General features: G+C 69.8%; 20 protein-coding genes. 7 read left to right on the top strand and 13 right to left on the bottom strand.

Annotated elements, in window-relative coordinates; translation table 11 throughout:
• Positions 1–1,302, bottom strand: a complete 1,302-nt coding sequence (gene tolB, locus ACFPOE_RS19890; RefSeq protein WP_376852063.1) for a Tol-Pal system beta propeller repeat protein TolB — start codon at positions 1,300–1,302, stop codon at positions 1–3.
• The gene (locus ACFPOE_RS19885; RefSeq protein WP_376852062.1) at positions 1,265–2,050 is read right to left on the bottom strand and encodes a glycosyltransferase family 2 protein; all 786 of its coding nucleotides are present in this window, start codon (positions 2,048–2,050) and stop codon (positions 1,265–1,267) included. The genes tolB and ACFPOE_RS19885 overlap by 38 nt, the downstream gene beginning before the upstream one ends.
• 140 nt (positions 2,051–2,190) lie before the next feature.
• Here ACFPOE_RS19885 and ACFPOE_RS19880 point away from each other — a divergent pair, with 140 nt between their 5' ends.
• The 3 genes from ACFPOE_RS19880 to ACFPOE_RS19870 are packed head-to-tail and all read left to right on the top strand — an operon-like array spanning position 2,191 to position 6,049.
• Positions 2,191–3,390: an O-antigen ligase family protein gene (locus ACFPOE_RS19880; protein WP_376852061.1), complete on the top strand. Its 1,200-nt coding sequence runs from the start codon at positions 2,191–2,193 to the stop codon at positions 3,388–3,390.
• A complete protein-coding gene (gene msbA, locus ACFPOE_RS19875) occupies positions 3,387–5,177 on the top strand; it encodes a lipid A export permease/ATP-binding protein MsbA (RefSeq protein WP_376852060.1) in 1,791 nt (596 codons plus the stop codon). Before ACFPOE_RS19880 ends, msbA begins: the two co-directional genes overlap by 4 nt.
• A complete protein-coding gene (locus tag ACFPOE_RS19870) occupies positions 5,174–6,049 on the top strand; it encodes a glycosyltransferase family protein (RefSeq protein ID WP_376852059.1) in 876 nt (291 codons plus the stop codon). The genes msbA and ACFPOE_RS19870 overlap by 4 nt, the downstream gene beginning before the upstream one ends.
• Positions 6,050–6,112: 63 nt before the next feature.
• Here ACFPOE_RS19870 and ACFPOE_RS19865 read toward each other — a convergent pair whose 3' ends face one another.
• The 11 genes from ACFPOE_RS19865 to ACFPOE_RS19815 all read right to left on the bottom strand — a co-directional run bounded on the left by ACFPOE_RS19865 (position 6,113) and on the right by ACFPOE_RS19815 (position 15,293).
• Positions 6,113–6,331: a hypothetical protein gene (locus ACFPOE_RS19865; protein WP_376852058.1), complete on the bottom strand. Its 219-nt coding sequence runs from the start codon at positions 6,329–6,331 to the stop codon at positions 6,113–6,115.
• Positions 6,328–7,473, bottom strand: a complete 1,146-nt coding sequence (locus ACFPOE_RS19860) for a glycosyltransferase family 4 protein (RefSeq protein ID WP_376852057.1) — start codon at positions 7,471–7,473, stop codon at positions 6,328–6,330. The genes ACFPOE_RS19865 and ACFPOE_RS19860 overlap by 4 nt, the downstream gene beginning before the upstream one ends.
• Positions 7,470–8,198 (bottom strand): polysaccharide deacetylase family protein, encoded by a 729-nt coding sequence (locus tag ACFPOE_RS19855; protein WP_376852056.1) that lies wholly within the window; start codon positions 8,196–8,198, stop codon positions 7,470–7,472. The genes ACFPOE_RS19860 and ACFPOE_RS19855 overlap by 4 nt, the downstream gene beginning before the upstream one ends.
• 6 nt (positions 8,199–8,204) lie before the next feature.
• Positions 8,205–9,680: a ribonuclease G gene (rng, locus tag ACFPOE_RS19850; RefSeq protein ID WP_376852055.1), complete on the bottom strand. Its 1,476-nt coding sequence runs from the start codon at positions 9,678–9,680 to the stop codon at positions 8,205–8,207.
• A 51-nt stretch (positions 9,681–9,731) separates the two neighbouring features.
• Positions 9,732–10,337, bottom strand: coding sequence for a Maf family protein (locus ACFPOE_RS19845; RefSeq protein WP_376852054.1), 606 nt, complete (start codon positions 10,335–10,337; stop codon positions 9,732–9,734).
• Positions 10,338–10,445: 108 nt separating this feature from the next.
• A complete protein-coding gene (rlmH, locus tag ACFPOE_RS19840) occupies positions 10,446–10,913 on the bottom strand; it encodes a 23S rRNA (pseudouridine(1915)-N(3))-methyltransferase RlmH (protein WP_376852053.1) in 468 nt (155 codons plus the stop codon).
• Positions 10,910–11,623, bottom strand: coding sequence for a ribosome silencing factor (gene rsfS, locus ACFPOE_RS19835; protein WP_376852052.1), 714 nt, complete (start codon positions 11,621–11,623; stop codon positions 10,910–10,912). The genes rlmH and rsfS overlap by 4 nt, the downstream gene beginning before the upstream one ends.
• The gene (nadD, locus tag ACFPOE_RS19830) at positions 11,623–12,204 is read right to left on the bottom strand and encodes a nicotinate (nicotinamide) nucleotide adenylyltransferase (protein ID WP_376852457.1); all 582 of its coding nucleotides are present in this window, start codon (positions 12,202–12,204) and stop codon (positions 11,623–11,625) included. The genes rsfS and nadD overlap by 1 nt, the downstream gene beginning before the upstream one ends.
• Positions 12,205–12,221: 17 nt before the next feature.
• Positions 12,222–13,151: an oxygen-dependent coproporphyrinogen oxidase gene (hemF, locus tag ACFPOE_RS19825; RefSeq protein WP_376852051.1), complete on the bottom strand. Its 930-nt coding sequence runs from the start codon at positions 13,149–13,151 to the stop codon at positions 12,222–12,224.
• Positions 13,148–14,434: a phosphoribosylamine--glycine ligase gene (gene purD, locus ACFPOE_RS19820; protein ID WP_376852050.1), complete on the bottom strand. Its 1,287-nt coding sequence runs from the start codon at positions 14,432–14,434 to the stop codon at positions 13,148–13,150. Before purD ends, hemF begins: the two co-directional genes overlap by 4 nt.
• A 127-nt stretch (positions 14,435–14,561) precedes the next feature.
• Positions 14,562–15,293, bottom strand: coding sequence for a YebC/PmpR family DNA-binding transcriptional regulator (locus ACFPOE_RS19815; protein ID WP_376852049.1), 732 nt, complete (start codon positions 15,291–15,293; stop codon positions 14,562–14,564).
• Between the two features lie 65 nt (positions 15,294–15,358).
• Here ACFPOE_RS19815 and ACFPOE_RS19810 point away from each other — a divergent pair, with 65 nt between their 5' ends.
• The 4 genes from ACFPOE_RS19810 (at position 15,359) to upp (ending at position 20,342) form a co-directional block, all read left to right on the top strand.
• Complete coding sequence (locus tag ACFPOE_RS19810; RefSeq protein WP_376852048.1) at positions 15,359–16,915, top strand: helicase HerA-like domain-containing protein; 1,557 nt, start codon at positions 15,359–15,361, stop codon at positions 16,913–16,915.
• Positions 16,916–17,067: 152 nt separating this feature from the next.
• A complete protein-coding gene (locus ACFPOE_RS19805) occupies positions 17,068–18,321 on the top strand; it encodes a GTP cyclohydrolase II (RefSeq protein WP_376852047.1) in 1,254 nt (417 codons plus the stop codon).
• Positions 18,318–19,577 carry a URC4/urg3 family protein gene (locus ACFPOE_RS19800; RefSeq protein ID WP_376852046.1) on the top strand — a complete coding sequence of 420 codons (1,260 nt, stop codon included), beginning with the start codon at positions 18,318–18,320 and terminating at the stop codon, positions 19,575–19,577. Before ACFPOE_RS19805 ends, ACFPOE_RS19800 begins: the two co-directional genes overlap by 4 nt.
• Positions 19,578–19,712: 135 nt before the next feature.
• The gene (gene upp, locus ACFPOE_RS19795; RefSeq protein WP_376852045.1) at positions 19,713–20,342 is read left to right on the top strand and encodes a uracil phosphoribosyltransferase; all 630 of its coding nucleotides are present in this window, start codon (positions 19,713–19,715) and stop codon (positions 20,340–20,342) included.
• The last annotated feature ends 2 nt before the right edge of the window (positions 20,343–20,344 follow it).

Here is a 20,344-nt window from a genome sequence, read left to right as displayed (position 1 = left end):
TCACTTCTGGAACGGACCCCAGTCGGGTTCGCGGATATCGCCGCCCTGGCCGGCCAGCCTGGCCTTGATCTTGCCATCGAGCGTGGTGGTCATGAGGGCTTCGCGCCCGTTCTGCCGGGTCGCGTACACGATCAGGCGGCCGTTGGGCGCGAAGCTGGGACGCTCGTCCGCCGTGGTGTCCGTGATCGTGTTCACCGCATTGCCGCCCAGCTCCATCACCTGCAGTTTGAAGGCGCCGTTGATGCGGGAAATGTACGCAAGCCACCGGCCGTCCGGGCTGATGGCCGGGGATATGTTGTAACTCCCCGTAAAGGTGACGCGCTCGGGCGTGCCGCCGCTGGCGGGCATGCGGTAGATCTGCGGCGCGCCGCCGCGGTCGCTGACGAAGTAGATGCTGCGGCCGTCCGGCGCATACACCGGCTCGGTGTCGATGCCCGAGGACTGCGTGAGCCGGCGCGGCTCGCCGCCGTTGGCGTCGATGGTGTAGAGCTGGGAGCCGCCGTCGCGGCTGAGCGTGACGGCCAGCGTGCGGCCGTCGGGCGCCCACGAGGGCGCGCTGTTGGAGCCGCGGAAGTTGGCGATCAGCCGCCGCTTGCCGCCGTACACCTCGTGCACGTAGACCACCGGCTTGCGCGACTCGAAGGACACATACGCGACCTGGCGGCCGTTGGGCGACCAGGACGGCGAGATGATGGGTTCGGCGCTGGCCAGGGCCGACTGCGCGTTCTCGCCGTCGGCGTCCGCCACCCACAGGTTGAAGCGCGTGCCCTGCTTGGTGACGTAGGCGATGCGGGTGGAGAACACGCCCTTCTCGCCGGTGAGCTTCTCGTAGATGAAATCGGCGATCCGGTGCGCCGCCAGCCGCAGGTCGCCCTGCGTGACCACCAGGCCGAGCACGCCCAGCTCCTGCGCGCGCACCACGTCCCACAGGCGAAAGCGCACGTCATAGCGGCCGTCGGCCAGCCGGCTGACGCTGCCGGCGGCCAGCGAGTCGGCGCCCTTCTGGCGCCACGGCGCCATGTCGGGCCGGCTGCTTTCGTCCAGCGCCGCGCCGCTGTGGTCGATCGCGCGGAACTGGCCGCTGCGCTCGAGGTCGGCCTGCACGATGGCGGCGATCTTCTGGGGCGCCTGCTCGTCGCCGCGAAACGGCGCGATGGCGATCGGCAGCTGGGTCAGGCCGACGCCGGTCACTTCGACGCGGAACTGCGCGTGCGCCAGCAGCGGTGCGGCCAGCAGGCCGGCCAGCAGGGCGCGGCGGCGGAATTCAGGCGGGAGGGTGGCCGGGTCGTGCATCAGGTTCATCTTGTCGGTTCAGGCAATAAAGGGCGAAGTATTTGCCGAAAGCGGCTTGGGCCTGCATCGTACACACGGCGAACCCCATGGCGCCGTCGAGGAAGCCCAGCCGCAGCAGGTAGCTGCGCACGAAGGCCGCCACGCCGGCGGCGCCGGCCCGCGCCATCGAGGTGCGGCGGCCGCGCGCATGGTGCTGGCGGGCCCAGGCCTGGCTGTAGGCCTCGAGCTTGCGCCAGTAATGCGCCGGGGTGGGATAGCTATCGTGCAGCAATGGACTTGTCAGACGCCCTTTGCGGGCCGGGAGTTCCGTCACAACTCTTTCATGAACGAGATCGTCGGTGAACCTGGCCTGGCCGCGCCGGAACAGGCGCAGCACCCGGTCCGGCGTCCAGCCGCAATGGCGGATCCACTGGCCGCAAAAACGGGTCAGCCGCGGAATATCATAAGCTGATACATCGGTGGCGGCCATCGCGGCCCGGATCTGGGCGCCCAGTTCCGGCGTCACGCGCTCGTCGGCGTCCAGCGACAGCACCCAGTCGCAGGTGGCCAGCGCCAGCGCCCGGTTCTTCTGCGGCCCGAAGCCGGGCCAGTCGGCGGTTTCCAGCACCCTGGCCCCGCAGGCGCGCGCGATGTCGGCGGTGCCGTCGGTGCTGGCGTTGTCCACCACCACCACCTCGTCGGCGAACGCCACGGACTGCAGGCAGGCCTGCAGGTTGGTTGCTTCGTTGCGGGTGATGACGATGACGGACAGGGACATGGGTTGGCAGGCATTATGGAAGACGCCCGGGGCGGCCGGCCGGAACGGCCCGCGCTGCTGAGATAATCGCCAGTTGTGTGAACCAGAGTGGGCCTTGCGTGTCGAAAAGAATCAGTTGGGAAAGCGTCCGGCCCTGGCCCGTGTACCTGACCGCCGCCATGCTGCCGTTCTCGCTGGCAGCGGCCAACATCGCCAAGGTGCTGATGCTGCTGTTCGTCCTGTACGCGCTGGCCCGGCCGGCGCTGCGGCGCGAGGCGCTGCAAGGCTTGCAGCGGCTGCGCACGCCGTTCTGGATCGGCGCGATGCTGGTGCTGCTGGCCCTGAGCCTGGCCTACACGCCGGCGCCGCTGCCCGAGGCGCTGCGCGACCTCAACAAGTACAGCAAGCTGCTGCTGATCCCGATGCCGCTGATGCTGCTGCGCAGCCGGCGCGAGGCGGTGATCGCGCTGGGATCGTACGTCGCGGTGGAATGCTTCGTGCTCCTGAGCTCCTATCTCCTGAGCGCCGGCCTGCACCTGCCCTGGGTGGTCAAGCCGCTGGAGGTGCGCCTGTACGTGGCGACGGTGTTCTCCAGCTACCTGGACCAGTCCATCATGACCGTCGGCCTGGCGTCGCTGGCCTGGTACCTGCGCGCTGAATTTCCGGGCCGCCACGGCCCGAAGCTGGCGCTGGGCCTGGTGCTGCTGGCCGTGGTGAACGTGCTGCTTCTGCTGCCGGGCCGCAGCGCCCAGGTGGCGCTGGTGGTGGCGCTGACCATGGCGCTGGGCTGGGCGGTTCCCGGCCGCCGGCGTTCGCTCGCCCTGCTGGCGCCGCTGCTGCTGGTGGCCGGGGTGATGGCCGGCTCGGCGCATTTCCGCGACCGGACCTCGGCGGTGATCACCGAATCGCTGGCCTATGCCGACGGCGACCCGGTGCCGACCTCCTCGGGCACCCGCCTGAACCTCTGGCACCGCGCGCTGCAGGCGATCGCGGAGAAACCCCTGATCGGCCACGGCATCGGCAGCTGGCGCTACGTCTACGCCCGGCTGGAGCGCAACGGAAACGCCCCGATGTATGCCACGGCCCACAACCCGCACCAGGAATACCTGCTCTGGGGCGTCCACCTGGGCCTGGGCGGCATCGTGCTGCTGCTGGCCTTCGGCTATGCGCTGGTGCGCGACGCTGCCCCCCTGCGCACCGAGATCCGGCGCGCGATCTACTCGCTGGTCACGATCCTGGCGGTGGTGTCCCTGTTCAACAGCACGCTGTACGACGCCCTGATCGGCGACTATTTCTGCCTGCTGCTGGGGGTTCTGCTGGCGCTCGGGCGGATGACGCCGGCGGCGGAGCCGGCGGCATGAACGAGGCCGACGGCCAGGCGACGGCGGCGGCCCGCAGGGTCTGGCCGCGGCTGGTGCGCTTCTTCCCCTATTTCCGCGGCACCCGCTGGGCGCTGCCGGCGGTGCTGGTGGCGACCATCGTCGCGGCGGTGACCGAGCCGATGATCCCGGCGCTGATGAAGCCGCTGCTGGACCGCGGCTTCCAGGGCGGGTCGCTCAGCCTGTGGCTGGTGCCGGTGGTGCTGATGGGCCTGTTCGCGGTGCGCGGCGTCGCCGGCTTCGTCGCGCAGTACAGCCTGGCCTACATGGCCAACCAGGCCATGGTGTCGCTGCGCACCCGCCTGTTCGAACGGCTGCTGGACGCGCCGATGACGCTGTTCGGCCAGACCTCGGCCAGCTCGCTGTCCAACACGGTGGTCTACGAGGTGCAGACCGGCACCATGCTGCTGGTCAACGCGATGCTGTCGCTGATCAAGGATTCGCTGACGCTGGTGGCGCTGATGGCCTACCTGCTGTGGATCAACTGGAAGCTGACGCTGATCGTGCTGGTGATCTTCCCCGGCGTGGCGCTGGTGATGAAGGTGCTGTCGCGCCGGCTGCACCGCATCACCCAGGCCAGCCAGGAGGCGACCGACCGGCTGGCCTACGTGGTGGAGGAAAACGTGCTGGCGCACCGGGTGGTGCGGCTGCACGAGGCGCAGCGGGCCCAGGGCGAGCGCTTCGCCCGGCTCAGCCACGAGCTGCGCCGGCTGGCGATGAAGTCCACGGTCGCCGCCTCGGCGATGACGCCGCTGACCCAGATGCTGGCGGCCGCCGCGCTGTCGGCGGTGATCTGCACCGCGCTGTGGCAAAGCTCCACCAGCGGCATCACGGTGGGCGGCTTCGCTTCCTTCGTGACGGCGATGCTGATGCTGGTGGCGCCGATCAAGCACCTGTCGGAATCGGCCGGACCGATCACCCGCGGGCTGGCGGCGGTGGAACGCGGACTGGACCTGATCGACCAGACCCGCTCCGAGCCGGAGGGGACGCACGACGTCGCGCATGCCCGCGGCGAGCTGGTGCTGGAGCAGGTCTCGGTGCGCTATGCCGGCGCCAGCCGGGAGGCGCTGGACGGCATCAGCCTGCGGGTCGAGCCGGGCCAGACGGTGGCGCTGGTCGGCAGCTCCGGCTCGGGCAAGACCACGCTGGTGAACCTGCTGCCCCGCTTCATCGAGCCGACCGGCGGCCGCATCACGCTGGACGGCGTGGAACTGCGCGAGTGGAAGCTGGGCGCGCTGCGCCGGCAGTTCTCCTTCGTCAGCCAGGACGTGGTGATGTTCAACGACAGCATCGCCGGCAACGTCGCGCTCGGCCTGCCGATGGACCGCGAGCGGGTGCAGCGCGCGCTGGAGGCGGCCAACCTGGCCGACCATGTCGCGGCGCTGCCGCTGGGCATCGACACCGTGGTGGGCCACAACGCCACCCAGCTGTCCGGTGGCCAGCGCCAGCGGCTGGCGATCGCCCGTGCCCTGTACAAGGACGCGCCGGTCGTGGTGCTGGACGAAGCGACCTCGGCGCTGGACGCCGAATCCGAGCAGGCCGTCAAGGGCGCGCTGCAGCGCCTGATGGCCGGCCGCACCACCCTGATCATCGCGCACCGGCTGTCCACCATCGAGCACGCCGACCGCATCCTGGTGATGGGCAACGGGCGGATCGTCGAGGAAGGCTCGCACGCCGCCCTGCTGCGCCGCAACGGCCACTACGCCCGCCTGTACAACCTGGCGGTGTCCAGCGACCTGGACAGCACGCAGGAGGGCACGCTCGCATGAGCCGCGTCTCGATCAGCGGCTTCACCTTCATCCGCAACGGCGTGATGCTGGGCTTTCCCTTCGTCGAATCGATCCGCTCGCTGCTGCCGCTGGTGGACGAATTCGTGGTGGCCGTCGGCCGCAGCGAGGACGACACGCTGGAGCGGGTGCGCGCCATCGGCGACCCGAAGATCCGGATCATCGAGACGGTGTGGAACGACAAGATGGGCGACCGCGGCTTCGTCTACGCGCAGCAGAAGATGATCGCGCAGTACGCCTGCACCGGCGACTGGGCGTTCTACCTGGAGGGCGACGAGTGCGTGCACGAGGCGGAGCTGGCCGCCATCCGCGCCAGCGTCGAGCGGCACCACGGCAACCCGGCGGTGGAGGCACTGGTGTTCGACTACCTGCATTTCTACGGCACGCCGCAGTACGTCTCGGTCAGCCCGGGCTGGTACCGGCGCGAGTGCCGGCTGATCCGCAACACCATCCGCAGCTACGCGCCCGACGGCCAGTACTGGCTGGTGACCAGCAGCCACAAGCGGCCGCGCAACCCGCACGCGGCGCTGGCGCAGGCCCACATCTACCACTACGGCTGGGTGCGCAAGGCCGAACAGATGCAGGCCAAGCTGGACCAGGTGGCCAAGTACTGGGCCGGCTCGCAGGTGATGCAGATCGACTATGCGGATTTCGATCCGCAGGCCGTGACGCCGTTCCAGGGCACCCATCCGGCCGCGATGGCGCGCTGGATCGCGACCCAGGCCGAGCAGGAGATCGTCTTCAATCCCGACTACCGGTTGACGCGCAAGGAGCGCAAGTACCGGCTCTCGATGAAGCTGGAAAAGCTCACCGGGCTGGACTTCAGCCGCAAGCACTTCAAGCTGGTGGCTTGAGGCCGGCGTCCGGATGCCGGGTCAGGCCCGGCATGACAGTCATCGCTTAACCGCGCGAATGCCTCAGCGCTCGTGCGCCGGCTGGGCCTTCGAGATGAAGGTGCTCAGGCCGCGACCGTTGACGGCGTAGACCTTCATGGCCGCGACGTTGTCCTTGCCGGCGCTGCGCTCGCTGTAGCGGTACACCTCGTCCCTGCCGCGGAACTTCACGTCGACGTAATCGCCACCGACGGCATAGGCGACGACGCCGGACTTGCCGCTGAGATTCTTGTACGGCTTCACACCAGGCTCTTGCGGTACAGCCGTTCGTACTGCGCCGCCGCGTGCTCCCAGCTGTGGGCCCGGGCGAAGGCGCGGCCGTTGGCGGACAGCCGCTGCTGCAGCGCCTGGTCGGACAGCAGGCGCTGCAGCGTGCCGACCAGCTCCTTGGAATCCTGCGGATCGGTCAGCAGCAAGGCGTCCTTGCCGTCGCGCAGCAGCGTGGAGATGCCGCACTGCGCCGGCCCGCTGACCACCACCGGCAGGCCGTGCGCCAGCCCCTCCAGCACCACCATCGCGAAGGTGTCGTCCAGCGTCGGATGCACCAGCACGTCGGCGGCGCGGTAGGCCTGCTCCACCCCGTCCAGCGCGCCCAGGAAATGCACCCGCTTCTCCACGCCGGCCGCGGCGGCCAGGTCGCGAAAGCGCTGGGCCTGGCGGGTGTGGCCCACCACCGCCAGCTGCACGTCGCGCGGCAGCATCACGAGCGCCGCCAGCAGCGTCGTCAGGCCCTTGCGGGCGAAATCGTTGGCCACGAACAGCAGCAGCCGGCCGGAGGCAGGCAGCCCCAGGTGGCGCCGGGCCGCGGCCCGGTCCCAGCTGCCCTCGGGCATCGCAACCCCGGGCGTGACGATGGACATCGCGCCGATCGCATGCGGATAGGCGGCCATCGCGTCGGCGCGCAGCGTCGAGGAGGTCAGCACCACCTGGCGCCCGGGCCGCGGCCGGAAGCGCGCCCCTTCCAGCCAGATGTAGGTCAGCAGGCGCGGGCTGCTGGCGATCTTCAGCCAGCGCAGCGCGCGCCGCCAGCCCTGCAGCCCGGCCAGCAGGTTGTGGCGCACCGGCTTGACGTGGATGGTCTGCACCCGGCCCTGCCAGCCGTTCTCGTGCGAGTGAACCACGTCGAACCCGCGCCGCGTCGCCCACCAGGTGGCGACCGCGTACCAGAGCTGGTTGACCCAGCGCGGCCGGCGCAGCGGGCTGGAGACGAGGTGGTACGTCACGCCCGGCCACTGGTGGCCGATCACCTGGGCGAACACGTGGATCTCGTGGCGCGCCGCCAGCTGCTCCACCAGCCGGATCGAATAGCTTTCGGCCCCGCCGCCGCTGCCGCTGAACACCCGGTTCAGCACCGCGATGCGCAGCCTGGCACCAGGCTCGCTCATCGCCGCTTCCGGTCTTCGTAGCCGGTCGCGATCTTCAGCCACAGCAGCGGCAGCGAGGTCGTGCGCAGCACCGGCACCCGCGGCAGCTCGAACAGGTCGTCGCCGGCCCGGGCGCGCGAGCGCTGCGTGGTGGTCGCCGTGCGGTAGCCCACCGCCTTGGCCATCGCGGCATGCTTGGTCTCGTGCGCGCCGTAGGGATAGCAGAAGTGCCGCACCGGCGCCTCCACCCGGTGCTCGAGCTCGCGCTTGCAGCCGACGATCTCGTCGAACGCCTCGGTGTCCCCGGCGCGGACCAGGTCCACGTGGTTGCGGGTATGCGCGCCCACCTCCTGCCCGCCCGCCACCCAGGCCTTGAGCTGCGCCGCGTCCATCAGCGGCCGGGCCGGGATGCCCTTGTCGCGGTCCCACACGTTGCTGCCGCCCATCTGGCCGCTGACCACGTAGCAGGTCGCGGAAAAGCCGTGCCGGCGCAGCACCGGCAGCGCGTGCTGCAGGTTGTTGACGTAGCCGTCGTCCAGCGTGATGCCCACCACCCTGCCCTTCTTGTCGCCGCGCAGGTAGGGCTCCAGCGCCGACATGCACAGGCCGCGGTAGCCCAGCATCCTGAGCATCGCCATCTGCCGCGCGAACGCCGCCGGCGACACCACCAGGCTGCGGTACGGCACGCCCTTGTCCGGCGGCGCGTCGACCTGGTGGTAGGTCAGGATGGGAATGGGCCGGCGCATCGTCGGTCAGAGCAGCACGATGTCGTACTGTTCCTGGCCCATCGCGCTTTCGGCCTGCAGCGAGATCGCCTTGCCGATGAAGTCCGACAGGCCGGCCAGGTGCTGGCTTTCCTCGTCCAGGAACAGCTCGACCACCTTGGGCGAGGCCACGATGCGGTATTCGCGCGGGTTGAACTGGCGCGCCTCGCGCAGGATCTCGCGCAGGATGTCGTAGCAGACGCTGCGCGCGGTCTTGACCGTGCCCTTGCCCTGGCAGCACTCGCAGGGCTCGCACAGCATGTGGGCCAGCGACTCGCGGGTGCGCTTGCGGGTCATCTCCACCAGCCCGAGCTGGGAGAAGCCGCCGGCCATGGTCTTGACCCGGTCGCGCGCCAGCTGCTTGCGGAATTCCGCCAGCACCGCGTCCCGGTGGTCCTCGCGCCCCATGTCGATGAAGTCCACGATGATGATGCCGCCCAGGTTGCGCAGCCGCAGCTGGCGGGCGATCGCCTGCGCCGCCTCCAGGTTGGTCTTGAAGATGGTGTCGTCGAAATTGCGGGCGCCGACGAAGCCGCCGGTGTTCACGTCCACCGTGGTCAGCGCCTCGGTCTGGTCGACGATCAGGTAGCCGCCGGACTTCAGGTCCACCCGCTTGCCCAGCGCCTTGGCGATCTCCTCGTCGATCGAGAACAGGTCGAAGATCGGCCGCTCGCCCTTGTACAGGGCGAGCCGCTCGGCCGCCGACGGCATGAACTCGCGGGCGAAGTCCTGCAGCATCGCGAACTGCTCCTTGGAGTCGAGCCGGATGGCCTGCGTCTCCTCGCTCACCAGGTCGCGCAGCACCCGCTGCAGCAGGTTCAGGTCCTGGTGCAGCAGCGACGTCGGCGGCAGCCGCTTGGCGGCGTCGCCGATGCGGGCCCAGGTCTTGCGCAGGTAGGCGATGTCGTCGGCCAGCTCGGAATCGGTGGCGTCCTCGCCGTTGGTGCGCAGGATGAAGCCGCCGCCGGCGGCCCCCACCAGGCCCTGCAGGCGGGAGCGCAGCGCGTCGCGCTGGTCGGACGGGATCTTCTGCGACACGCCCACGTGGTCGTCCTGCGGCAGAAAGACCAGCAGGCGGCCGGCAATGCTGATCTGGGTGGACAGGCGCGCGCCCTTGGTGCCGATCGGGTCCTTGATCACCTGCACCATCAGCGCCTGGCCCTCGAACACCTGCTTCTCGATCGGCACCTGCGGCTGGCTGTTGCGCACGAAGCCGGGCGGTTCGCCCTCGGGCTGGCGGTGCCAGACGTCGGCCACGTGCAGGAACGCCGCCCGCTCCAGCCCGATGTCGATGAAGGCCGACTGCATGCCGGGCAGCACCCGCGCCACCTTGCCCAGGTAGACGTTGCCCACCAGGCCGCGTTCCAGCGTGCGCTCCACGTGCAGTTCCTGCACCGCGCCGTTCTCGACGATCGCCACCCGCGTCTCCTGCGGCGACCAGTTGATCAGGATGTCCTGCTGCATGACTGTATTGATGGCTTGCGGGACCCGGCCGTGCGCCCTGTCCCCGACTGACTAGGTTTTGAATCCGAAGGCACGAAGCAGCTGCGCCGTCTCGTGCATGGGCAATCCCATGATGCCAGAGTAGGAGCCGCTGATCCTGGGGATGAAGGCGGCGGCGCGGCCCTGCACGCCGTAGGCGCCGGCCTTGCCGGCCGGCTCGCCGCCGGCCACGTACGCGGCGATCTGCGCCGCGCTCAGCGGCGCGAAGGTCACGCGCGAATCGCTCAGCGCCTCCAGCCGGCGCCGGCCGCCGGCGACCGCCACCGCGGTCAGCACCCGGTGGGTCCGGCCGGCCAGTTCGCGCAGCATCCGGCGGGCGTCGGCGTCGTCCTGCGGCTTGCCGTAGATGGTGCGGCCCAGGGCCACCGTGGTGTCCGAGCACAGGATCGGCGCCGGCGGCAGCCGGCGGCGCTGCAGCCGCTGCAGCGCGGCGTCGAGCTTCAGGCCGGTGACGCGGCGCACGTAGCGCGCCGGCGCCTCGCCCGGCAGCACCTGCTCGAGCGATTCGCTGTCCTCGCCGGCATCGGGCAGCAGCAACTCGTAGCGCACGCCGAGCTGCTCCAGCAGCTGGCGCCGGCGCGGGCTCTGGGAGGCAAGGTAGATGAAGGCCGGTGCCATCAGGAAACCGTCATCCCGGGCTTGACCCGGGATCCACAGGCCGCCGGACAGGCCGCATCGCCGGAGCGTCTGGATGCCGGGTCGAGCCCGGCATGACAAACCAGTTCTTCACTCACGATGGTACGGATGGTTGGCATTGATCGACCAGGCGCGATAGAGCTGCTCCACCAGCAGCACCCGCACCATGGCGTGCGGCAGGGTCAGGTCCGACAGTCGGATGCGCTCGTGGGCCGCCTTGCGGAAGGCCGGATCGAGCCCGTCCGGGCCGCCGATCACCAGCGCCACGTCGTCGCTGGCCAGCTGCCAGTCCTGGAGCTTGGCGGCCAGCGCCATGGTGGTGAGCGCAGTGCCGCGCTCGTCCAGCGCGACGATGTGCGTGCCCTTCGGGATCGCCGCCTCGATGCGCTCGCGCTCGGCGGCGTAGATGCTCTCCAGCGTCTTGGAGGCGCGCGGCTCGGTCTTGACGGCCTTGAGTTCGACCTTCAGCTCCGGCGGAAAGCGCTTGGCGTAATCGTCCCAGGCCGTCTGCGCCCAGTCGGGCACCCGCTGGCCGACTGCGACGACGTACAGCTTCATCTGCCGCGGCTGGGTGCCCTGCTCGCGGCCTTCTTGGCCGGCGCCTTCTTGGCCGCCGGCTTGCCCACCACCTTCAGCGTCGGCTTGCTGCTGCCGCTGCGCGCGGCGCTCTTGCCGGCCGGCTGGGCCCGGGTGCGGCCTACCGTGGTGCGGGCGCCGCCCTTGCGGGCCGGCGTGGCGCGGGCCTTTTCTTCCTTGGCCTCCCGCTCGGCGGCCTTCACCGCGGTCTTGGCCGCGCTGCTGCGACGCAGCGAGGTCATTTCGCCATCGGCGACCTTCTTGCCGGCCTTCTTGGCCGGCACCTTCGGCGCCGGCTCGGAGGCCTCGGCCGGCTTGGGCGCGCCGAACTTCAGCCGCACCGGCTTGTCGCCCCAGATCTCTTCCAGGTGGTAATACTGGCGGATGGCGGGCTGCATGATGTGGGCGACGGCGGCGCCGCAGTCCACGATGATCCACTCGCCGTTCTCCTCGCCCTCGATGCGCGGCTTGGTGAAGCCCGCCTCGCGCACCGCATCGCGCACGCTGGCGGCCAGCGCCTTGGTCTGTCGGTTGCTGGTGCCCGAGGCCACGATTACCCGCTCGAACAGCGGCGAGAGGTGCTCGGTGTTGAATACCTGGATGTCCTGCGCCTTCACGTCTTCCAGGCCATCGACGATGGCCCGCTGGAGTTTTTGCGTATCTTTTTTTGCGGAGGCGGCGTCTTGGGTCATCAGTTGGTGGGGTAAAGGTGATGTTGGGCAATATAGCGCGCAACCGGCGCGGGAACCAGAGCGGTGATGTCCTGCCCGGCGCCGGCCAGCCGCCGGACCTCGGTCGAACTCACCGGCATCGGCGGCAGCTCCACCGATTCGCGCCGGCCGGGCGGCAGGCTGGAGGCGTCGAACGGCGGCGCATCCGTTGTCGGGCGCGCCCTGGCAGCTATTGAAATAGTAGCGATCCGGGCGATTTCGGCGCTGTCGCGCCAGCTGTGGAGCGACTCGGCCTGGTCGGCGCCGATCACCAGCAGCAGCTGCGCCTGCGGGAACTCGCGCTGCAGCTCGCGCAGCGTGTCGATGGTGTAGGTCGGCCCGGCGCGCTGCAGCTCGCGGCCGTCCACCATCGTGTGCGGCACGTCGGCGAAGGCCAGCCGCGCCATCGCCAGCCGGTGCTCCGGCGGCGAGAGCTCGCGCGCCTTGTGCCAGGCCTGGCCGGTCGGGAACACCCGCAGCTGGTCCAGCCCGAGCTGCTGCACCGCCGCCCGCGCCAGCGCCACGTGGCCCAGGTGCGGCGGGTCGAAGGCGCCGCCGAACATGCCGATGCGCGCCGGCTTCAAATCCACTCCCGGGGAACCAGGAACCTGCTGACCAGGTCGTGTTCCGGTGTCCCGGGAGCCGGCTCGCGCCGATAGGCCCAGCTGGCCAGCGGCGGCATCGACATCAGGATCGACTCGGTGCGGCCGCCCGACTGCAGGCCGAAATGGGTGCCGCGGTCCCACACCAGGTTGAACTCCACGTAGCGACCGCGCCGAGCCAGCTGGTGGGCGCGCTCGCGCTCGCCGCTGGGCATGCCCTGGCGCCGCGCCAGGATCGGCAGGTAGGCCGGCAGGAAGGCGTCGCCGACCGCGCGCAGCATGGCGAAGCCCGGCTCGAAGCCGCCCTCGGAATAGTCGTCGAAGAAGATGCCGCCGATGCCGCGCTGCTCGCCGCGGTGCCTGAGGCAGAAGTACTCGTCGCACCAGGCCTTGAAGCGCGGGTACTTGTCGGCGCCGAACGGCGCCAGCGCATCGCGGCAGCTGCGGTGGAAATGCACCGCGTCCTCCTCGAAGCCGTAATAGGGCGTCAGGTCCATGCCGCCGCCGAACCAGGCCACCGGCTCGCCTCCTTGCGGCGTGGCCGACAGCATCCGCACGTTCATGTGCACCGTCGGCGCATACGGATTGCGCGGATGGAACACCAGCGAGACGCCCAGCGCCTCGAACGGCGCACCGGCCAGCGCCGGCCGGTGCTGGGTGGCGGAGCCGGGCAGCTTCGGCCCGGTGACGTGCGAGAAGCCGCAGCCGGCGCGCTCGAACACCGCGCCGTCTTCCAGGATCATGGTGATGCCGCTGCCCTGCAGCGGCTCGCCCGGGGCCTTGCGCCAGGCGTCGCTGAGCGGCTGCCTGCCGTCCGCCGCGGCGACGGCCGCCATGATCCGCTGCTGCAGGCCGAGCAGGTAGTCCCGCACCAGCGCCACCTGCGAGCCTTGCGTCACATCGCTCATCCCGGGTTGCGCAGCGCGCGGTAGCCGATGTCGCGGCGGTACTGCGCGCCGTCGAAGCGGATCTGCTCGGCCACCTCGTAGGCACGCTGCTGGGCGGCCTTGACCGAATCGGCCAGCGCCGTCACGCACAGCACCCGGCCGCCCGAAGTCAGGATGGCGCCGTCGCGCTGCTGGGTGCCCGCATGGAACACCATCGCGTCCTCGGCTTCCCGCGGCAGGCCGGTGATGACGTCGCCCTTGCGCGGATGGGCCGGATAGCCGGCGGCGGCCATCACCACGCCGAGCGCGGTGCGGCGGTCCCACTGCAGTTCCACCTGGTCCAGCGCGCCGGACGTGGCGGCCATCATCACGTCCAGCAGCTCGGTCTTCAGGCGCATCATGATCGGCTGCGTCTCCGGGTCGCCCATCCGGCAGTTGAATTCCAGCGTCTTGATCGCGCCCTCCGGCGAGATCATCAGGCCGGCATAGAGGAAGCCGGTGTACGGGATGCCGTCCGCTTCCATGCCCTTGATGGTGGGCAGGATCACCTCGCGCATGGCGCGGGCGTGGACCTCGGGCGTGACCACCGGCGCCGGCGAATACGCGCCCATCCCGCCGGTGTTGGGGCCGTGGTCGCCATCGAGCAGGCGCTTGTGGTCCTGGCTGGTGGCCAGTGCGGTGACGTTCTTGCCGTCGCACATGACGATGAAGCTGGCTTCCTCGCCGGCGAGGAACTCCTCGATCACCACCCGGGCGCCGCCCTCGTTGTGGCTGACGCCGGCCTGGTTGTCGCCCAGCATGAAGTCGATGGCCTCGTGCGCTTCCTGCGCGGTCAGCGCGACCACCACGCCCTTGCCCGCGGCCAGGCCGTCGGCCTTGACCACGATCGGCGCCCCCTTGCGCTCCACATAGGCATGCGCCGCGGCGGGATCGGAGAAGCTTTCGTACTCCGCCGTCGGAATGCCATGGCGCTTCATGAAGGCCTTGGAGAAGGCCTTGGAGCTTTCCAGCTGCGCCGCGGCTTTGGTCGGGCCGAAGATGCGCAGCCCGTGGGCGCGGAATTCGTCCACCACGCCGGCGGCCAGCGGCTGCTCGGGGCCGACCACGGTCAGCGCCACCTTTTCCTGCTGGGCCCACTTGCGCAGGGCCACCACGTCGGTGAGCGGAATGTTTTCCAGCCGGGCGTCCAGCGCGGTACCGCCGTTGCCGGGCGCGACGTAGACGGCCTGCAGCTTCTGCGACTGGGCCAGCTTCCACGCCAGGGCGTGTTCGCGGCCGCCGCCGCCGATAACGAGAACTTTCAAGGGCTAGATCCGGAAAAAGATGAAAAGGGAGGCATGGCCGATTAGAAACGCAATGACGCAAGCACCATCAGGAGCATCTTGCGGGCAGCGGGCACATGCGCCTGCCGGCCAACCGCCTGGCCCGCATTCAGGCGCCCCCTTCGATGGCGGCGTTGTGGAACACGTCCTGCACGTCGTCCAGGTCTTCCAGCACGTCCAGCAGCTTGCGCATCCTGGCGGCGTCTTCGCCGGCCAGCTCGATGGTGTTCTCGGGACGCATGGTGACCTCGGCGATCTCGGGCTTCAGGCCGGCGGCCTCCAGCGCGTTCTTGACGGCCTCGAAATCGGGATAGGCGGTGAGCACCTCGATGGCGCCGTCCTCGTCCGTGATCACGTCCTCGGCGCCCGCCTCCAGCGCCACCTCCATCACCTTGTCCTCGCTGGTGCCGGGGGCGAAGATCAGCTGGCCGCAGTGCTTGAACTGGAAGGCCACCGAGCCGGCGGTGCCCATGCTGCCGCCGTACTTGCTGAAGGCATGGCGCACATCGGCCACCGTGCGCACCTTGTTGTCCGTCATGGTGTCCACGATGATTGCGGCGCCGCCGATGCCGTAGCCCTCGTAGCGGATCTCCTCGTAGTGCGCTCCCTCGAGGTTGCCGGTGGCCTTGTCGATGTTGCGCTTGACGGTCTCGATCGGCAGGTTGGCCGCCTTGGCCTTTTCAACCGCCAGCCGCAGCCGCGGGTTGGTGCCCAGGTCGCCGCCGCCCAGGCGCGCCGCCACCATGATCTCGCGAATGACGCGGGTCCACACCTTGCCGCGCTTTTCGTCCTGGCGCCCCTTGCGGTGTTGGATATTGGCCCATTTACTGTGTCCAGCCACGAAGCACCACCTTTTGTCCTGATTTAATCCTGGGGGCGATTTTACTTTTTCCACTAGGAGCGACGATGGCCGAACCGATCCTGATCGCCAAGAATGGCGCCACCGAGTGCTTCCTGCTGCCGCAACTGGCCAACCGGCACGGACTGATCACCGGCGCCACCGGCACCGGCAAGACCGTGACGCTGCAGACGATGGCGGAGAATTTCTCCCGGATCGGGGTGCCGGTGTTCATGGCCGACGTCAAGGGCGACCTGACCGGCATCAGCCAGGCCGGCACCATCGCCGGCAAGCTGGCCGACATCGTCAAGGAGCGCGGCCTGCCGATGCCGCGGCCGGCCCCCTGCCCGGTGACGCTGTGGGACGTGTTCGGCGAACAGGGCCACCCGGTGCGCGCCACCGTCTCCGACATGGGGCCGCTGCTGCTGGCCCGCATGCTGAACCTCAACGAGACCCAGGCCGGCGTCCTCAACCTGGTGTTCAAGGTGGCCGACGACCAGGGCCTGCTGCTGCTGGACCTGAAGGACCTGCGCGCGATGCTGCAGCACGTGGGCGACAACGCCAGCACCTTCACCACCGAGTACGGCAACATCAGCGCCGCCAGCATCGGCATCATCCAGCGCGGCCTGCTGCAGATCGAGACGCAGGGCGGCGAGAAGTTCTTCGGCGAGCCGATGCTCAACATCCAGGACTTCATGCAGACGGTCGACGGCCAGGGCATCGTCAACGTGCTGGCGGCCGACAAGCTGATGAACTCGCCGCGCCTGTACGCCACCTTCCTGCTGTGGATGCTGTCGGAGCTGTTCGAGCAGCTGCCCGAGATCGGCGACCCCGAGCAACCCAAGCTGGTGTTCTTCTTCGACGAGGCGCACCTGCTGTTCACCGACGCCCCCAAGGCGCTGATCGAGCGCATCGAGCTGGTGGTGCGGCTGGTGCGCTCCAAGGGCGTGGGCGTCTATTTCGTGACGCAGAACCCGCTGGACATTCCGGACACGGTGCTGGCCCAGCTGGGCAACCGCGTGCAGCACGCCCTGCGCGCGTACACGCCGCGCGACCAGAAGGCGGTCAAGGCCACGGCCGAAACCATGCGGCAAAAGCCCGGGCTGGACATCGAGCAGGCGATCACCGAGCTGGCCGTGGGCGAGGCGCTTGTGAGCCTGCTGGATGCCAAGGGCCGGCCCAGCGTGACGGAGCGGGTGTTCGTGCTGCCGCCCGGCAGCCAGCTCGGGCCGATCACGCCGGCGCAGCGCGCCGCGTTGATCCAGGGCTCGGTGGTGGCCGGCGCCTACGAGAAGACCATCGACCGCGACTCGGCCTACGAGAAGCTCAAGGGCCGGGTGGCTTCCGCCCAGGCGCGGGCCCCTGCGGGCAATGGCGGTGGGGGCTCCGAGCCCGCGCCTGCCGGCACCGTTGGCGGCACGGCAGCCGCGCCGGCGCCGGCCGGCGCCGGCGTGCTGGGCGGCCTGTCGGACATCCTGTTCGGCAGCACCGGCCCGCGCGGCGGCAAGCACGAAGGGCTGGCCGAAAGCATGGCGCGCTCCGCCGTCCGCACCATCGGCAGCAGCGTCGGCCGCGAGATCATCCGCGGCGTGCTGGGCGGCATCATGGGCAGCAGGAAGCGCTGACCTTCGCGCGGGCATCGTCATCCCGGCCCCGAGCCGGGACCCGGACGCGACATGTGCCATTGAATGCCGTCAACCGCAGGAAGGGATGACAGGGGCGCGGGCATTGCCGCTGGCAAGCTCGATGCTACATTGCCTGCTTTGAGGGCCAGCCCATGCCAGTTGAAGTCCCCGCGCCCCGCCACATCCGCCTGACCTCGCACAGCAGCGGTTACGGCGCCCTGCCCATCCAGTGGGGCGCGGCCACGCCGGCCGAGCGCGGGCCGGTGGTCGGCACCACCACCACCCGCATGCACCGCAACGTGATCGGCACGCACAGCGGCTCCTACAGCGTGTACCGGGCGCTGGCGGTCGCCGCCGGTGCGCTGTCGCGCGACCACAAGGCGGACCTGACCAACACCTCGCCGACCGACGTCATCGGTCCCTATCCGCAGTGGACCGACGCCGGCAAGATCGTCAGCCTCGACCCCTGGGGCGCCACCGTCGCCGAGGTGTTCGCCGGCGAGCTGGCAGCCGGCTACGACATCCGCCCCACCATCGCCGTCACCCAGGCCCACGTGATCCTGCCGGAGGTGATCGAGGCGCTGCAAAGCGGGCGCCTGCAGGCCGACGGCAAGTTCCTCACCGCCGGCGGCGCCGCCATGGTGACCAAGGTGGCGATCGAGCCGGTCTGGTACCTGCCGGGCGTGGCCAGGCGCTTCGGCTGCAGCGAGGCCGACCTGCGCCGCGTGCTGTTCGAGGAGACCGGCGGCATGTACCCGGAGCTGGTGACGCGCAGCGACCTGGAGGTGTTCCTGCCGCCGATCGGCGGGCAGACGCTGTACATCTTCGGCAAGCCGCGCGACCTGGCCGATCCCTCGGTGGAGCTGACGGCGCGGGTGCACGACGAATGCAACGGCTCGGACGTGTTCGGCTCCGACATCTGCACCTGCCGGCCGTACCTGACCCACGCGATCGAGGAATGCATCCAGGGCGCGCAGCGCGGCGGCGTCGGCCTGGTGGCCTATTCGCGCAAGGAAGGCCGGGCGCTGGGCGAGGTGACCAAGTTCCTGGTCTACAACGCCCGCAAGCGCCAGGTCGGCGGCGACACCGCCGACAACTACTTCGCCCGCACCGAATGCGTCGCGGGCGTGCAGGACATGCGCTTCCAGGAGCTGATGCCCGACGTGCTGCACTGGCTGGGCATCACCAAGATCCACCGCCTGGTCTCCATGAGCAACATGAAGTTCGACGCCATCACCGGCTCGGGCATCGAGATCGGCACGCGGGTCAACATCCCGGACGCCCTGATCCCCGAGGACGCCAAGGTGGAGATGGACGCCAAGAAGGCGGCCGGCTATTTCACGCCGGGCCCGGTGCCCGATGCCGACGAACTGAAGAAGGCCAAGGGCCGGGAACTGAAATCATGAGCGACGCCGTCACCCACGCACAGGCCGAGCACGCGGCCGACATCCTGCGCACCACCGCCGCCGTGCGCGAGCGTTGCGGCCAGCTGCTGGCGCGGGCGCGCCGCGGCGAATCCCGATGGTGGACCGTCGACGACGGCAAGCTGGCCGACGCGGCGCACGCGGTGACGGCCGCCACCAAGGAGCGCTATCCCAGGCTGCACATCCCGTTCCACAGCCGCTGGCGCCACTTCGAGGCCGGCGGCATGGACCGCAAGGCGCAGCTCGACCGCCTGCTCGAAGGCATGGACCCGGCGTCGCGGGCCGAATCGATGATCGACCTGACCGTCGTCAGCGTGCTGCTCGATGCCGGCGCCGGCTCCGACTGGAAGTACGTGGAACCGGCCACCGGCAAGACCTTCACCCGCTCCGAGGGCCTGGCGGTCGCCAGTTTCCACGCCTTCACCGGCGGCCTGTTTTCCAGCGACAAGTCGCATCCGCTGCAGGCTGATTCGGCCGGCCTGCGGGCGCTGGTGACGGACCATCTGGCCTCGGCCTTCCAGGTCGGGCCGGCCAACCCGATGGTGGGCCTGGAAGGCCGCGCCGTGCTGCTGCGGCGCCTGGGCGAAGCGATGTCCGAGCAGCCCGAGGTGTTCGGCGAGGACGGCCGTCCCGGCGGCCTGTTCGACATGCTGGTGACGCCGCACGGCTCGCAGGTGCCGCACACCGCCGACATCACGGCGCACGACATCCTGTCGCAGCTGCTGATGTCGCTGTCGGGCATCTGGCCGGCCGGCAACAACATCGGCGGCGTGCCGCTGGGCGACTGCTGGCGCCACAGCGCCGTGCGCGGCGAAGGCGCTTCGGACGGCTGGGTGCCGTTCCACAAGCTGTCGCAGTGGCTGACCTATTCGCTGCTGGAGCCCTTCGCCTGGGCCGGCGTCCAGGTGCGCGGGCTGGAGGCGCTCACCGGCCTGCCCGAATACCGCAACGGCGGCCTGCTGGTGGACAGCGGCGTGCTGGTGCCCCGGGAAGCATCCGCGCGCGCGCTGGTCTGGCAGCCCGGCGACGAGCTGATCGTCGAATGGCGGGCCCTGACCGTCGCCCTGCTGGACGAACTGGCGGTGCGCGTGCGCCAGGACCTGGGCCAGGACGAGCACCACCTGCCGCTGGCCCGCGTGCTGGAAGGCGGCACCTGGGCCGCCGGCCGGGCCAGCGCCCAGCGCCTGCGCGGGGGGCTGCCGCCGCTGACGGTGGCCAGCGACGGCACCGTGTTCTGAACAAAGCTGTCATTGCGGGCTGGTCCCTGAATCCATCGGCCGCCTCGCAACGTATTGCCAGCAGACCTGTGGATCCCAGGTCAAGCCGGGATGACAATCGCCTCCCGGGTGACAATACAGGGTCAGGAAAACCAAATGAGCAACGTCCACGTCATCGACCACCCGCTGGTACAGCACAAGCTGACCCTGATGCGCAAGAAGGAGGCCAGCACCAACAGCTTCCGGCGCCTGCTCAACGAACTGGCCATGCTGATGGCCTATGAAGTGACGCGCGACATGCCGATGCAGGAGGTGGAGATCGAGACGCCGATGGAGAAGATGACGGCCAAGGTGATCGACGGCAAGAAGCTGGTGTTCGTCTCCATCCTGCGCGCCGGCACCGGCATCCTGGACGGCATGCTCAGCGTGGTGCCGGGCGCCCGGGTCGGCCACATCGGCCTTTACCGCGACCCCAAGACGCTGACGGCGGTGGAGTACTACTTCAAGATGCCGGCCGACATGCACGAGCGCGACATCGTGGTGGTGGACCCGATGCTGGCCACCGGCAATTCGGCCATCGCCGCGGTCGAGCGGCTCAAGGAGCTGCGGCCCAAGTCGATCAAGTTCGCCTGCCTGCTCACCTGCCCCGAGGGCGTGGCCGCCCTGCAGAAGGCCCATCCCGACGTGCCGATCTACACCGCCGCCATCGACCGCGAGCTCGACTCGCACGGCTACATCCTGCCGGGCCTGGGCGACGCCGGCGACCGCATCTTCGGCACCAAGTAAGG

The organism is Caenimonas terrae, from assembly GCF_042655405.1.
Classification (GTDB): domain Bacteria; phylum Pseudomonadota; class Gammaproteobacteria; order Burkholderiales; family Burkholderiaceae_C; genus Ramlibacter; species Ramlibacter terrae_A.
The sequence above is the reverse complement of the archived record's forward strand: the minus strand, read 5'-3'. Positions and strand labels throughout refer to the sequence as shown.